Genomic DNA, 12,628 nt, shown 5'->3' on the forward strand with positions numbered 1-12,628 from the left:
AGCGGGAGAGGCCCTACGTCAATGCCGCGGCAAGCCGATCGGACGAGACTCGCCAGTGGGCGTGAAGAGCGCCGTCGATCAGCACCACCGGAATCTTCTCCCACCATGCGTCGTAGAGCTCCTCGTCGTCGACGATCGACAGCTCCGTGACCTCGACGCGTTCGGCGACCGCATCGGGAACGGTCGCGAGCGTCTGGTCGATCACCTCGCGCGCCACGTCACAGAGGTGGCAGTCCGGCTTCGTGATGAGGGTGAGCGCGGTCACCGCTCGACCTCGTAGCCGGCCTCGATCCAGGCATCGGTGCCGCCCGCGACGTTCGTCGCGTCGTATCCTCGCGAGTCGAGCGCGATCGCGGCCTGGCTCGACCGTCCACCGACCTTGCAGATCACGTCGAACTCGTCGGGCAGCTCGTCGAGACGTGCCCCGAGCTGCGAAAGCGGGATGTTGATCGCGCCGGGCACGCGGCCGGCCGCGAACTCGTCCTCTTCGCGGACGTCGATGAGCGGGGTGGCCGTGCGCGCCTTCAGTTCGGCGACCGTGATCTCCTGCATGGTTCCATTCTCGCGCACCACGCGCGGGGCGGCGTTCGCGCGCACAACGAAAACGCCGGCCCGATCAGATCGGAGCCGGCGTTCGGTGTTGTCGCTTACTTCTTGTTGCGACGCTGGTGGCGAGTCTTCCGCAGTAGCTTGCGGTGCTTCTTCTTCGCCATGCGCTTGCGGCGCTTCTTGATGACAGAACCCACTTGAAACCTCACTAATTCGGGGGCTGGATGCCTGGCACGAACGTGTGCCGACGTCCATGAACGATCGCGGCAGAAAGAGTGCCTGGGAGTACTTTAACGTATGCGCGGGGGCGCTCCTGTCAGGAAGCGGCCGTCCCACGTCCGTCGCCGGGCAGTTGCACGTACTGCGTGACCGCACTCTCGGGGACGCGATAGCTGCGTCCGAACCGCACGGCGGGCAGTTCGCCCGAGTGCACAAGGCGGTACACCGTCATCTTCGAGACGCGCATGATGTCGGCGACCTCTGCGACAGTGAGGAACCGCACGTCGGGCATTTCGGCCATATTCAACTCTCCCCCGAGACTCTGGTTCCCTCACCATATGGGGAAGAGGGTGCTCGTGTAAACCCGCGTGACGGGTGATGTCCCATGTTCAGAGCCATCCTTTGGCCTCTGCGGTGCGTGCGGCCCCCACTCGGTTCGCCGCCCCGGTCTTCGCGATCGCATCCGAGAGATAGTTCCGCACGGTGCCCTGCGACAGGTGCACGCGGCGCGCGATCTCGGCGACGGGCTCACCCGCGAGCGCCACTCGCAGGATCTCGCGCTCGCGTTCGGAGAGCGGGTTCGAGCCGCCGATGAGCGAGTCGGCGGCGAGAGACGGATCCACGACGCGCTGTCCCGCGTGCACGGCGCGCACGGCGTCGGCCAGCTCGCCCGCCGGGGTGTCCTTGACGACGAATCCGCTCGCGCCCGCTTCCAGCGCACGGCGCACGTAGCCGGGGCGCCCGAACGTCGTCACGATGAGCGACCGCACTGCCGGCAACTCGTCCCGCAGCCGCTCCGCGACCTCGATGCCGTCGGCGCCCGGCATCTCGATGTCAAGCAGGCACACGTCGGCCTCGGCAGCACGCGCGGCCGCCACGACCTCGTCGCCGCGCCCGACCTGGGCGACCACGTCGATGTCGCCCTCGAGTTGGAGCAGCGCGGCGAGCGCGCCCCGCACGAGAGCCTGATCGTCGGCCAACAGGATCCGGATCACCATCGCACCTCCACGCGCGTCCCGCGCCCATCGCCCGCGGAATCGACCAGCAGTCGAGCGCCGGCCGCGTCGACGCGCTCGCGGATCCCCCGTAGCCCCTTCTCGGCAACAGCCGCGGGCGTACCGACGCCGTCGTCCTCGACGACGATCCCGTGCGCGTCGAGCGAGACGATGCAGCGAGAGGCTCGCGAATGTCGAACGATGTTCGTGATCGCCTCGCGCAGCACCCAGGCGACGACGATCCGGTGACGCGGATCCACCGTGTCGGCCGCATCGGGAATCTCGGCGGCGATACCGGCTCCTTCCAGCGCCATGCACGCAGATTCGAGCTCGTCGGCGAGACGCGCGACGCGCAGCCCCGACACGGTCGCCCGTACTTCGGCGAGCGCCTCCCGCGCCAGGCTGCGCACCTGGGCGATCTCTTCCTTCGCGCGTCCCGGATCGAGGTCGACGAGCCGTTCGGCGAGCTCGGCCTTGACGGTCACGACGGTGAGGCTGTGGCCGAGCACGTCGTGCACGTCGCGCGCCACCCGTTCACGCTCGGCGACGAGCGTCACCTGCTTCTCAATCTCATCGTGCCGCTCCTGCGCGCTCGTGATGAGGCGGATGCAGCCGACCGTGACGAACACGATCGCGAAGGGAATGAAGAGCACGCCGAACGACTCGAATCCATTCGGATAGTTCGAGAGCACGATCGCGAGCACGATGCACTGCACGACGAACGCGGCCCCGGCGAGCGCGAACGCGAACGCGACGGGGCCGGAGAACATCGCGATCGAGATCAGGAAGGCTCCCGCACCGAGGGATCCGGGCCCGGTGAGGATCGCCGACGCCGCCATCAGCACGACCATCACGACGAGGCCGAGCGCGCCACGACGCGCAGCGATGTGCCACTCGGGAGAGCGGATCATCCACGTGTACGTCGCGATGTACACAGCCGAGTAGACGACGAGCACCGTCACGGACGCGACGCGCGCGGGCTGTGACGCTGAGCTCCCCCAGGCAGACCCGATCGGGAACATCATGAACACGATCCAGACGGTTCCGAACAACCAGGCGAACCGCTCCCACGGTCCGCGCACGTTCTCCCCCGCGATCTGCCACGTCCGCCCCGTCGTCACGTCTGCGTCACGTGCGGGAGGAGGTTCGGAGGCCGCCGCGGTCATGATCCCCATGGTGTCACTCCGTTCGACGACGCGGAGCGGGCGACGCTTCTCCACGCCGCCCGCACCGTCTGCTCACTGCCTGGCGCGTCCGCGCCGCGAGATGAGGATCGTGGCGACGATGAACACCGCCGCCCACACGCCCATATTGACGATCGGCAGCCACAGTTCGTCGCGCTCGGGTTCGGCACCGGCCGACATCGCAGCGAGATACCCGTCCGTCAGTGGGTAGCGTGCGAGCGCGACGAATCCGTACAGCGGGGTGAACCGCGCGATGTCGAGAAGTGCACCCTCGAGCGGGAAGAAGAGGTTCCCGAGGAAGGCGAGGATCACGAGGGATCCGCTCGCCGCGCCAACCGCGCCCTCGCTGCGGAACAGCACGCCGGCCAGGAGGCCGAAGAAGGAGAACATCGCCGCGCCGAGGAGTACGACGAGCCCGCTGACGATCCACACGTCCGCGTTCGCCTCGGCCCCCGTGAAGGCGCCGAGGATGTAGATCAGCGCGACGGGGATGATCGCGACGACGAAGCCGACCGCGGCTTTCGTGACGATCCGCTGCGTGTCGCTCATCGGCGTCAGGCCGAGCTGCCGACCCCAGCCCTGCATCTGCTCGACCGCTGCCATGCCGCCGACGCCGACCGTCGCCGTGACCGCGCCGTACGCGGCCATGCCGATCATGACGTACGCGGTCACGTTGCCGTTGCCGATGTCGGTGGATCCATAGTCCTGCGCCGCACCGAAGATGACGTACATGAAGGCGGGCAGGATCGCGACGAAGAACATGGTGACGAAGTCGCGCCCCACCCGCGCGAGCTCGATGCGGAAGTAGGTGACGTTCATCGCTCGGCTCCCTCGGTGATCATGCGGAATGCGTCGTCCATGCTGCCCGCGGCGATCTCGAGATCGTGCGCTCCGAGCTCCGTCAGCAAGGTCCGCGCGACGGCGTCGGAGTCCCCTGCGCTGATGGTGAGGCGTCCGACATCGGCCGAGACCGACAGCACGTCGGAGCGCTGTTCCAGGGCACTCACGACCTGCGCCTCGCGCTCGGCCGGGACGTACGCGGTGATGCGACGGCCCGTCGCGCGTTCGCGGATCTCGGCGGTCGTCCCGTCGGCGACGACGCGCCCGCCGGCCATCATCACGATGCGCTGCGCGAAGGCATCGGCCTCCTCGAGGTAGTGCGTGGCGAAGATGACGGTGCGTCCGGCACGCGCGTCCTCGCGCATGGTGCTCCAGAACGCGCGTCGTGCCGTGACGTCCATCCCGGCCGTCGGCTCATCGAGGATGAGCAGGTCCGGATCCGGGAGCAGCGCGAGCGCGAACCGCAGACGCTGCTGCTCTCCGCCGGAGCACTTCGAGACTCGGCGCTTCGCGATCTCCGTGATCCCGGCGCGCTCCATCACCTCGTCGACGGGAAGCGCGTTGGGGAACGTCGAGGCGATCAGCGAGACGGTCTCCTGAACCGACAGGTCCCGCAGCAGACCTCCCGACTGGAGGACGGCGGATACGCGCCCCGCACGCACGGCGCGCCGCGGGGCGTTGCCGAACACGGACACGTCGCCGTCCGTCGGGTTCGTGAGCCCCACGACCATGTCGAGCGTCGTCGTTTTGCCCGCGCCGTTCGGGCCGAGCAGGGCGACGATCTCTCCCCGGTTGATCGTGAGGTCTATGTCGTCGACGGCGCGGAAGGCGGATCCGCCGGAGCGGAACTCCTTGACCGCGCCGCGGATCGATACCGCATGTGTGTCTTTCATACGGCCATTAAAGCGCCCGCCGCATCCACGTGCCGATCCCCGACTGTCATGTTTCGCGGGTGACGAATGTCACGTGGACACGCGGTTGACTACCCGCGCGCCTCGCGAATGGCCTGCTCCTCGAGCCGACGCGCCTGACGAAGCGCCTTCTCTGCCTGACGCACGTCCTTCTCCGCCGCGAGGCGCGCCTTCACGGCCGCGCGGTACTTTTTCTCGTCGGCAACGTCCGATAGGTCGTCGATCGATTCGACAACGCGCGGAGGCGCGACATCCGCGCGGTCGGTGACGAAGGCCTCGACACCGTCGAGCGTCCGGTCGAGACCGAAGCGGAACGGGTCCGCCTCGGCCACGAACCCGCCAGCGTCCACCAACGCACGCAGCAGCGGATAGTCGTCGGCGTCGACCACGCGCTCGTACAGGCGCTGCTCGCGAGTCGCGACCTCGTCGGACGTCAGGCCCAACTCGCGCGCGGTGGCGTCGTAGCCGGCGTACACCATCCCCTGCCACCTCGCCGTCCCGGTCACGGCGAGGACGACGGCGAGCTGGTCGGTGAGATCGAGCGGCAGACCGTTGATGGCTTCGAGGCCCGCTTCGATCCACCGCGAACTGTTGGGCGTGACGGGAGATCCCGTGATCGGCAGCGAGAGGATCCACGGATGCCGCAGGTAGATCGCGACCTGCTCACGAAACAGCACGTCGAGCTTCGCGCGCCAGCCCTCGGCATCGCGATACGCGAGCGTCGGCACCCCCGTCGCCTCATCCTGCATGAGGAGGAGCAGGTCGTCTTTCGCTGTCACATACCGATACAACGACATCGGTGTGAAGCCGAGCCGCTTGGCGACGGCGGCCATCGACACGGCTCCGATCCCTTCGGCATCGGCGAGCTCGACCGCGGCCTCGACGATCCGCTCGACGCTCATCTCGCGTTTCGGCCCGCGTTGCGGATTGGCGGCGATGCCCCACGCGAGGGCGATGCTCCGCGGGAGCTCGATGTCTTCCAGGTCTTCGGGCATGACACCAGCCTATGAAGTATATGAGGTAAACAGTGTGTTATGGTCATAAACAGTTTCACTCATACACAGAAAGGATCCTCATGTCCCTTGCCATCGATGTTCGGAATCTGCGGAAGCGATTCGGGACGCACACCGTGCTCGACGGCGTCGATCTCGACGTCCGGCGCGGCGAGATCTTCGCCCTTCTCGGCCCGAACGGGGCGGGAAAGACCACCATCGTGAACATCCTGACCACGCTCGTCCGCCCGGACGACGGCCACGCCCATGTGGCCGGTATCGACGTCGCCGCGGATCCCGTGTCGGTCACGCAGCGAATCGCGTTCACGGGGCAGGCCGCCGCGGTCGATGAGCGGCTGACCGCGCGCGAGAATCTCGTGATGTTCGCGCGCCTGTCCGGACTCCCCGGTCGCGCCGCCGGCGCGCGCGCCGAGGATCTCCTCGACCGCTTCGCCCTCTCCGAGGCGAGCGGACGGCGCGTGGGCACCTTCTCCGGCGGGATGCGTCGCCGCCTCGATCTCGCACTGAGCCTTGTCGCGCAGCCGGAGGTTCTCTTCCTCGACGAGCCGACGACGGGACTGGACACCCGCAGTCGACGAGAGCTGTGGCAGATCATCGCCTCACTTGCTGGCTCGGGCACGACCGTCTTCCTCACGACGCAGTACCTCGAGGAGGCCGACCAGCTCGCCGATCGCATCGCCGTGCTGAACGACGGCCGCGTGGCGGCGCTCGGTACGGCCGACGAACTCAAGGCACGCATCGGGGGCGGATCCGTCGTGCTGCGGGAGCACGACGGCACCCTGCGGCGGGAGGTTCCGACCGACGGCACCATCGCGTCGATCCGTCGCGCGCTCGACGACCTCGAGCAAGACAACGTGGACGGCGAGATCGCCATCGAGCACCCGACGCTCGATGACGTCTTCCTCGCCCTGACGGAGAAGGAGACCGTATGACGACCATCGCCCCTCGCCCCCGGCTCCGCGGGCTCACCGCAGAAGCCGTATTCATCGGCCGGAGCCTCAGGCACGCGTTGCGCGACGCGGAGTCGATGCTGATGTCGATCGCGTTGCCCGTGCTCATGATGCTCATGTTCACGTACGTGTTCGGCGGAGCGATCGACCCCAGCGGCGGCTACGTGGACTACGTCGTGCCGGGAACGATCCTCACGTGCGCGGGATTCGGAGCCGCGACGACCGCGACCTTCGTCGCGAACGACATGACGGGCGGCATCATCGACCGCATCCGCACCATGCCGCTCCGGCCGGGCGCTGTTCTCACAGGCCACGTCGTGGCATCGCTGGCCCGCAACCTCGTCGCGACGGGCGTGGTGTTCCTCGTCGCGGTCGCGATCGGATTCCGCCCGACGGCGACCCCCCTCGAGTGGCTCGGCACCTTCGCCATCATCGCGCTGTGGATCTTCGCGATCACCTACCTGTTCGCGGCGATCGGGCTCGCATCGGGATCCGCGGAGGCCGCGAGCGGTTACGGCTTCATCCTGCTGTTCCTGCCGTACGTCTCGAGCGGCTTCGTGCCGACCGACACTATGCCGAACTGGCTGCGCGTCTTCGCCGAAGTGCAACCGGTCACGCCCGTCATCGAGACGATGCGCGCGCTGCTGATGGGAACCGATCCGGGTGCGGCACCGCTCGCCGCGGTCGCCTGGTGCGTCGGCATCGTCATCGTGGCAGCCATCTGGGGCGCCTGGCTTTTCCGCCACAAGGCGGGAAGGCGCTAGCGACTGCCAAGCGATCGCAACTGCAACTGCAAAGCGCAGCGGGTGACCTGGCGGCGCCGCTGGCATCGGGCCTGGCGGGAGGATCCGCCCCGCGGATCCGGGGGACTGCGGCGCCGCCAGGTCACCCGCGCAGCGGCAGCGGCGGCGAAATCTAGGTGTTGCGGGATGGGAGGTTGTTGACGCGTCTGCTCGCGGCGATGGCAGGTTGATTCGCGATGGCCCATTTGGCGAGGCCCGACAACGGCTCCAGTAGGGACTTGCCGAGGGGTGTGAGGCTGTACTCAACGCTTGGTGGGATGGTCGCGAAGACCTCCCGGTGGACCAGTCCGTCTTCTTCCAGACCACGCAACGTGCGGGTGAGCATGCGTTGACTGATCGTTTCGATGCCGCGGTGAAGTTCGTTGAACCGATGTGCTCGTTGGCCGAGCAGGACCACGACAAGCACGGTCCATTTGTCGCCGACTCGGCGCAGGACGTCAGTCACCGGACACTGCTCGTGCTCGTCGCCGGGCACCGGGCTCGGCAATGCGGTGTCAAGTGGAGCGGGCACATGCATGTTCGCTGCTGACATCAAACTGCCTTCTTTCGCGTTCGGTGTCGGTTACCGATGATGGAGGTACTTACCAAGAGTAACTAGGGAGAATCGATGGTCAATCAACATCATGGCGGTACGGGCCCGGATGCGGAAGGGCGGGCGGGCCAGACGGTCGTAGTTACCGGCGGCAGTGACGGCATGGGACGGGGCATCGCGCTCGGCCGGGCGGCACGGGGCGACCGAGTCCTCGCAGTCGGGAGCAACCCGATGAAAGGCGAGCGGCTGCTCGCTGACGCCGCGGCGTCGGGGTTGGGTGATCGGGTTGAGTTCCTGACTGCGGATCTAAGCACGATCGCGGGCAACCAGACGGTGATCGACCACGTCGCGGCCAACTACAGGGCCATCGATGGCTTGGTGATGGCGGCGAACCGTCAGTCACCGCAGCGCGTCCAGACGAGCGACGGGCTCGAGTCGACCTTTGCGCTCTACTACCTGAGTCGCCACGTGCTGGGCCACGGCCTGATGCCCGCGTTGTCGGCCGGCTCGAAGCCCGTGATCGTCAACATCGCCGGAGTCGGACTCGCCTCCGGAAAGATCAACTGGGATGACCTCCAATTGCGGCACCGCTACCGCACCATCGCCGCGCAACTCCAGGCAGGACGTGCCAACGATCTCCTGGGAGTGGCGATGGCGGCGCAGTTCGGCGAGCAGGTTCCCTACGTCCTCTACCACCCCGGGTTCACCCGCAGCGGCGACTCGGCGATGGAGCAGATCAACCCGCTGACCCGGGCAATCATCAAGACCGTCGCTATGGTTGCTGCCCGGTCCGTTGAACGGGCCATCGCGCCGGTGCACGGTTTTCTCGACTCGCCACCCACGGTCCCGTTGACGGCGGTCGACCGCGGCAAGCTGCTGCCGTCTGAACTGAAGACGCTCGACCCCGCCGCAGCGCGACGTCTCGCCGACGCGACCGACCAGATCCTGGCCGAAGCCGATCCGACGGCGGTCAAGCGCGAGGACGGCACCCGGTGAGCCAGACTGGGCACGCGAACGCCCCGTTGAGTCGTGAAGGCAGACGGCGGCTGGTGGAGCGCTGCACCACTCGTCCCATCGCGCACGTTGCGGCCGAGATGGGCATCTCCCGTGCCTGCGCGTCGAAGTGGGTCAACCGGTGGCGTCGTCATGGCGACGCCGGATTGCTCGATCGTTCCTCGAGCCCCCACCGCAGTCCGAGCGCGACACCAGCCTGGGTTATCAACAAGATCGAGTCCTCACGACGCGAGCACAAGTGGTCCGCCCAGCGCATCACCGACGAGCTCGCAGACCTCGGATTCACGATCAACCGACGAACCGTCACTCGGCACCTGACCAGACTCGGTCTCGGCAGACGCAAGTTCATCGACCCCGGCGGAGACAACAACCGCAAGCCCGGGAAGATCACCGCCCGCTGGCCCGGTCACATGGTGCACCTGGACGTGAAGAAGGTCGGCAGGATCCCCGACGGCGGAGGGTGGCGTGTCCATGGGCGTGACAGTGACCAGGCCAAGACCGTCGATCGAGCGAAGTCGGCTGGTGCACGGCGTGGGTACACCTACTTGCACTCCGCCATTGACGGGTTCTCCCGGCTCTCCTACACCGAGCCACTACCCGATGAGAAGGGAGCCACCGCGGCAGCGTTCCTAGGCCGAGCCAAGGTCTGGTTCGCCGCCCATGGCATCACCCACATCCACCGTGTCGTGACCGACAACGGCGCGTGCTATCGCTCGGGGGACTTCGCCCGGATCGTTGGCAATCAATCCCGGCACCAGAAGACCAAGCCCTACACCCCTCGCCACAACGGGAAGGTGGAGCGTTATCAGCGGATCCTGGCCGAAGAACTGCTCTACGCCCGACACTTCACCAGCGAGGAAGCTCGCTCAGCTGCGATCGCGGTCTGGAACATCCACTACAACTACCACCGACCACACTCCGGCGCGGAAGGTCAGCCACCGGCATCCCGACTGTCGGAAGGCGTCACCAACGTCCAGCCCTCATACATCTAGGCCCCGAGCCGCTTAAGGGCCGTCTGCACGACGGCGGCCGTGCGACCGAGCGACTCGGCGAAGCGTGTGGCCGGCTCTGGCAACGGCGCGTAGATCGACTGAGCGGCCTGCGTCGCGAGCTCTCCCTCGTCGACGAAGAACGGCATGAGCCAGTCGTCGACCTCCTCGAGAGGAACGGGGTCGATGCTGTAGAACCGGTGCTGGCCCTCTTCTCGCACCGTGACGAGCCCCGCCTCGCGCAGCACCTTGAGGTGCTTCGACACCGTGGGCTGACTGACGGTGAGCTCAGCGACGAGCTGCGAGACGCTCGTACCGCCGTCCGAATCCTGATCGCGACGCTGCAGAACGCGCAGGATCTCGCGCCGGGTCCCGTCGGCTATCACGTCGAAGATGTCGGCCATAACGCTCAGCGTATGCCATGGCAGCGATATGCGGCACGGCGGGCGCGTCGGAGATACGATGTTCGCTGTTCGTCTCGGACGAGGAGAGGCGGTCGGCCGATGTCCGGCAGGCAGCATGCCCGCGGTGATGCCTGGCCGCAGCGCGTCGCGCGGCGGCTCGGGCAGTGGTTTCGCGCGTTCACGACGCACTCGCCGTCGCGCTTCGCGATCGTCGTCTTCGCCAGCCTCGTCCTCGTGACGACGGCGCTGCTCTCCCTGCCCATCGCATCGGCCGACCGCACGGTCACGCCGCTCGCTGACGCCGTCTTCACCGCGGTCTCGGCCGTGTGCGTGACGGGCCTGACGAGCGTCGACATGACGAGCCACTGGTCGCACTTCGGCGAGGCGGTCATCTACGGCGCGGTCAACGTCGGGGGGATGGGTGCGCTCACGCTCGCCTCCATGCTCGGATTGATCATCTCGAAGCGCATGGGGCTACGCGCGAAGCTCATCGCCGCTGGCGACACGAATCCGCTGCGCGCGCACGGCGGCGCGGTGAACGAATCGCAGACGGTCCGCCTCGGCGAGGTCGGATTGCTGCTGCGCACGGTGGCGCTGTCGACCGTGATCATCGAGGTCGTCGTCGGGCTCCTGATCTATCCGTCGATGCTACAGAAGTTCGGCTGGGCCGCGGCCCTGTGGGAAGCACCGATGTACGCCGCGATGGCGTTCACCAATACGGGCTTCACCCTCAACGAGGGGGGCATCGGCATCTTCGCCGACGACTACTTCTTCATGACGGTCATCATGATCACCGCGTTCATCGGCAGCGTCGGTTTCCCCGTGCTGTTCGCCCTGTCCCGCCACCTTGTGACGCCCGGCAGGGCGGCACTCCTGAGGCCGTCGACCTGGTCGCTCCACGTGAAGCTCACGCTGATCACCTCCGGGCTGCTGCTCGTCGGCGGCGCGGTCTCGTTCCTCGCGCTCGAGTACGACAATCCGCACACGTTCGGCCAGCTCGACGTCACCGACACGATTTTCCAATCGTTCTTCCTGTCGACGATGACGCGCTCGGGCGGCATGACGTTCATCGATCCGGGCGAGCTGTACGGATCCGGGATGGTCGTCGGCTCGATGCTGATGTTCGTCGGGGGCGGATCCGCGTCGACTGCAGGCGGGATCAAGGTCACGACGCTCGCGGTCCTCGCGCTCGCGGTGTGGTCAGAGGCGCGCGGACGCCAGTCGGTGCAGGCGTTCGGACGGCGCATCCCCTCGGACGTGCAGCGCGTCGCGGTCGCCGTCCTCGCCTGGGGCGCGACGATCTGCGCGGTCGCGACGATCGTCATCGCGCAGATCACGCACGCGCCGATCGCCGAGGTGCTGTTCGACGTCATCTCGGCGTTCGGAACGGTCGGCCTGTCGACCGGGCTGACCGAGGCGCTTCCGGATCACGCGCTCTACGTGATGGGGATCACCATCTTCATGGGGCGCGTTGGTACAGTCACTCTGGCCGCGGCGGTTGCCGCGACCTCCCGAACGCAGCATTACGCACTGCCTGTCGAAAGGCCGATCGTTGGTTGAACGGATCCACGGCGACTCCCCGGTCCTGGTCATCGGTCTCGGACGATACGGTGCGGCGTGCGCGGGAGAGCTCGATCGTCTCGACCGCGACGTGCTCGCCGTCGACGCCGACCTCGCACTCGTCCAGAAATGGTCCGAACGCGTCACCCACGCGGTGCAGGCTGATGCGCGCAATCTGGAGGCGCTGCAACAGATCGGCGCGCAGGACTTCGACGTCGCAGTCGTCGCGACGGGATCGTCGATCGAAGCGTCCGTACTCATCACCGCGAACCTCGTCGACCTCAAGGTGCCGCAGATCTGGGCCAAGGCGACAAGCCAGTCCCACGGCAAGATCCTCTCCCGCGTCGGCGCGAATCACGTGATCTACCCCGAGCGCGAAGCCGGGGAGCGCGTGGCGCACCTCGTCAGCGGCCAGATGCTCGACTTCATCCGCTTCGACGACGACTTCGTGCTCGCGAAGATGTTCCCCCCGAAGTTCATCCGCGGCGTGAGCCTCGCCGACTCGGGTGTGCGGACGAAGTACAACGTGACCGTCGTCGGCGTGAAGTCACCCGCGCGCGCGTTTCACTACGCCGAGCCGACGACCGTCGTGACCAATCACGATCTCATCATCGTCTCCGGCACGAACGCCGACGTCGAGCGGTTCGCCGCGCTCGACCGCTGAG

17 protein-coding genes are annotated in these 12,628 nt (G+C 67.2%); 6 read left to right on the forward strand and 11 right to left on the reverse strand.

The genetic code is table 11. The features are described from left to right. Window positions 1-13 precede the first annotated feature (13 nt). The 9 genes from IEW87_RS14395 to IEW87_RS14435 form a co-directional block, all read right to left on the reverse strand. The gene (locus IEW87_RS14395; RefSeq protein WP_188713079.1) at window positions 14-265 is read right to left on the reverse strand and encodes a glutaredoxin family protein; all 252 of its coding nucleotides are present in this window, start codon (window positions 263-265) and stop codon (window positions 14-16) included. Beyond that, window positions 262-552 carry a rhodanese-like domain-containing protein gene (locus IEW87_RS14400; protein WP_188713080.1) on the reverse strand — a complete coding sequence of 97 codons (291 nt, stop codon included), beginning with the start codon at window positions 550-552 and terminating at the stop codon, window positions 262-264. Before IEW87_RS14400 ends, IEW87_RS14395 begins: the two co-directional genes overlap by 4 nt. A 95-nt stretch (window positions 553-647) precedes the next feature. Beyond that, entirely contained in the window at window positions 648-746 is a 99-nt protein-coding gene (locus tag IEW87_RS14405; protein WP_003792170.1) for a 30S ribosomal protein bS22, read from the reverse strand. A gap of 119 nt (window positions 747-865) precedes the next feature. Next, complete coding sequence (locus tag IEW87_RS14410) at window positions 866-1,069, reverse strand: helix-turn-helix domain-containing protein (RefSeq protein WP_188713081.1); 204 nt, start codon at window positions 1,067-1,069, stop codon at window positions 866-868. Between the two features lie 88 nt (window positions 1,070-1,157). Beyond that, a complete protein-coding gene (locus IEW87_RS14415; protein ID WP_188713082.1) occupies window positions 1,158-1,766 on the reverse strand; it encodes a response regulator transcription factor in 609 nt (202 codons plus the stop codon). After that, the gene (locus IEW87_RS14420) at window positions 1,760-2,929 is read right to left on the reverse strand and encodes a sensor histidine kinase (protein WP_188713083.1); all 1,170 of its coding nucleotides are present in this window, start codon (window positions 2,927-2,929) and stop codon (window positions 1,760-1,762) included. The genes IEW87_RS14415 and IEW87_RS14420 overlap by 7 nt, the downstream gene beginning before the upstream one ends. Before the next feature lie 72 nt (window positions 2,930-3,001). Next, a complete protein-coding gene (locus IEW87_RS14425) occupies window positions 3,002-3,766 on the reverse strand; it encodes an ABC transporter permease (protein WP_188713084.1) in 765 nt (254 codons plus the stop codon). After that, window positions 3,763-4,680: an ABC transporter ATP-binding protein gene (locus IEW87_RS14430; protein WP_188713085.1), complete on the reverse strand. Its 918-nt coding sequence runs from the start codon at window positions 4,678-4,680 to the stop codon at window positions 3,763-3,765. Before IEW87_RS14430 ends, IEW87_RS14425 begins: the two co-directional genes overlap by 4 nt. Before the next feature lie 89 nt (window positions 4,681-4,769). Further along, window positions 4,770-5,693: a TetR/AcrR family transcriptional regulator gene (locus IEW87_RS14435; protein ID WP_188713086.1), complete on the reverse strand. Its 924-nt coding sequence runs from the start codon at window positions 5,691-5,693 to the stop codon at window positions 4,770-4,772. Between the two features lie 80 nt (window positions 5,694-5,773). Between IEW87_RS14435 and IEW87_RS14440 the strand changes: the two genes are divergently transcribed. Continuing rightward, window positions 5,774-6,643: an ATP-binding cassette domain-containing protein gene (locus IEW87_RS14440; RefSeq protein WP_188713087.1), complete on the forward strand. Its 870-nt coding sequence runs from the start codon at window positions 5,774-5,776 to the stop codon at window positions 6,641-6,643. Continuing rightward, window positions 6,640-7,425 (forward strand): ABC transporter permease, encoded by a 786-nt coding sequence (locus IEW87_RS14445; protein ID WP_188713088.1) that lies wholly within the window; start codon window positions 6,640-6,642, stop codon window positions 7,423-7,425. The genes IEW87_RS14440 and IEW87_RS14445 overlap by 4 nt, the downstream gene beginning before the upstream one ends. 151 nt (window positions 7,426-7,576) lie before the next feature. Here IEW87_RS14445 and IEW87_RS14450 read toward each other — a convergent pair whose 3' ends face one another. Beyond that, a complete protein-coding gene (locus tag IEW87_RS14450) occupies window positions 7,577-7,996 on the reverse strand; it encodes a winged helix-turn-helix transcriptional regulator (RefSeq protein WP_188713089.1) in 420 nt (139 codons plus the stop codon). A 75-nt stretch (window positions 7,997-8,071) separates the two neighbouring features. Here IEW87_RS14450 and IEW87_RS14455 point away from each other — a divergent pair, with 75 nt between their 5' ends. Continuing rightward, entirely contained in the window at window positions 8,072-8,992 is a 921-nt protein-coding gene (locus IEW87_RS14455) for an SDR family NAD(P)-dependent oxidoreductase (protein WP_188713090.1), read from the forward strand. Beyond that, window positions 8,989-10,002 carry an IS481 family transposase gene (locus tag IEW87_RS14460; protein ID WP_188713091.1) on the forward strand — a complete coding sequence of 338 codons (1,014 nt, stop codon included), beginning with the start codon at window positions 8,989-8,991 and terminating at the stop codon, window positions 10,000-10,002. The genes IEW87_RS14455 and IEW87_RS14460 overlap by 4 nt, the downstream gene beginning before the upstream one ends. On the opposite strand, the gene IEW87_RS14465 is transcribed toward IEW87_RS14460, so the two are convergent. Next, window positions 9,999-10,403, reverse strand: a complete 405-nt coding sequence (locus IEW87_RS14465; protein WP_188713092.1) for an ArsR/SmtB family transcription factor — start codon at window positions 10,401-10,403, stop codon at window positions 9,999-10,001. The genes IEW87_RS14460 and IEW87_RS14465 overlap by 4 nt on opposite strands. Window positions 10,404-10,502: 99 nt before the next feature. Here IEW87_RS14465 and IEW87_RS14470 point away from each other — a divergent pair, with 99 nt between their 5' ends. Together IEW87_RS14470 and IEW87_RS14475 are read left to right on the forward strand one after the other, a co-directional pair. Further along, window positions 10,503-11,963 carry a TrkH family potassium uptake protein gene (locus IEW87_RS14470; RefSeq protein ID WP_188713093.1) on the forward strand — a complete coding sequence of 487 codons (1,461 nt, stop codon included), beginning with the start codon at window positions 10,503-10,505 and terminating at the stop codon, window positions 11,961-11,963. Further along, on the forward strand, window positions 11,956-12,627 hold the full coding sequence (locus IEW87_RS14475; protein WP_188713094.1) for a potassium channel family protein: 672 nt from the start codon (window positions 11,956-11,958) through the stop codon (window positions 12,625-12,627). The genes IEW87_RS14470 and IEW87_RS14475 overlap by 8 nt, the downstream gene beginning before the upstream one ends. The last annotated feature ends 1 nt before the right edge of the window (window position 12,628 follow it).

This window comes from Microbacterium faecale, assembly GCF_014640975.1.
Taxonomy (GTDB): domain Bacteria; phylum Actinomycetota; class Actinomycetes; order Actinomycetales; family Microbacteriaceae; genus Microbacterium; species Microbacterium faecale.

What these genes read in the sequence shown, in the direction of transcription:
- IEW87_RS14400 (WP_188713080.1), bottom strand. Translation starts at nt 552, where the DNA reads ATGCAGGAGATCACGGTCGCCGAACTGAAGGCGCGCACGGCCACCCCG.
- IEW87_RS14410 (WP_188713081.1), bottom strand. Translation starts at nt 1,069, where the DNA reads ATGGCCGAAATGCCCGACGTGCGGTTCCTCACTGTCGCAGAGGTCGCC.
- IEW87_RS14415 (WP_188713082.1), bottom strand. Translation starts at nt 1,766, where the DNA reads ATGGTGATCCGGATCCTGTTGGCCGACGATCAGGCTCTCGTGCGGGGC.
- IEW87_RS14420 (WP_188713083.1), bottom strand. Translation starts at nt 2,929, where the DNA reads ATGACCGCGGCGGCCTCCGAACCTCCTCCCGCACGTGACGCAGACGTG.
- IEW87_RS14425 (WP_188713084.1), bottom strand. Translation starts at nt 3,766, where the DNA reads ATGAACGTCACCTACTTCCGCATCGAGCTCGCGCGGGTGGGGCGCGAC.
- IEW87_RS14430 (WP_188713085.1), bottom strand. Translation starts at nt 4,680, where the DNA reads ATGAAAGACACACATGCGGTATCGATCCGCGGCGCGGTCAAGGAGTTC.
- IEW87_RS14435 (WP_188713086.1), bottom strand. Translation starts at nt 5,693, where the DNA reads ATGCCCGAAGACCTGGAAGACATCGAGCTCCCGCGGAGCATCGCCCTC.
- IEW87_RS14440 (WP_188713087.1), top strand. Translation starts at nt 5,774, where the DNA reads ATGTCCCTTGCCATCGATGTTCGGAATCTGCGGAAGCGATTCGGGACG.
- IEW87_RS14445 (WP_188713088.1), top strand. Translation starts at nt 6,640, where the DNA reads ATGACGACCATCGCCCCTCGCCCCCGGCTCCGCGGGCTCACCGCAGAA.
- IEW87_RS14450 (WP_188713089.1), bottom strand. Translation starts at nt 7,996, where the DNA reads ATGTCAGCAGCGAACATGCATGTGCCCGCTCCACTTGACACCGCATTG.
- IEW87_RS14455 (WP_188713090.1), top strand. Translation starts at nt 8,072, where the DNA reads ATGGTCAATCAACATCATGGCGGTACGGGCCCGGATGCGGAAGGGCGG.
- IEW87_RS14465 (WP_188713092.1), bottom strand. Translation starts at nt 10,403, where the DNA reads ATGGCCGACATCTTCGACGTGATAGCCGACGGGACCCGGCGCGAGATC.
- IEW87_RS14470 (WP_188713093.1), top strand. Translation starts at nt 10,503, where the DNA reads ATGTCCGGCAGGCAGCATGCCCGCGGTGATGCCTGGCCGCAGCGCGTC.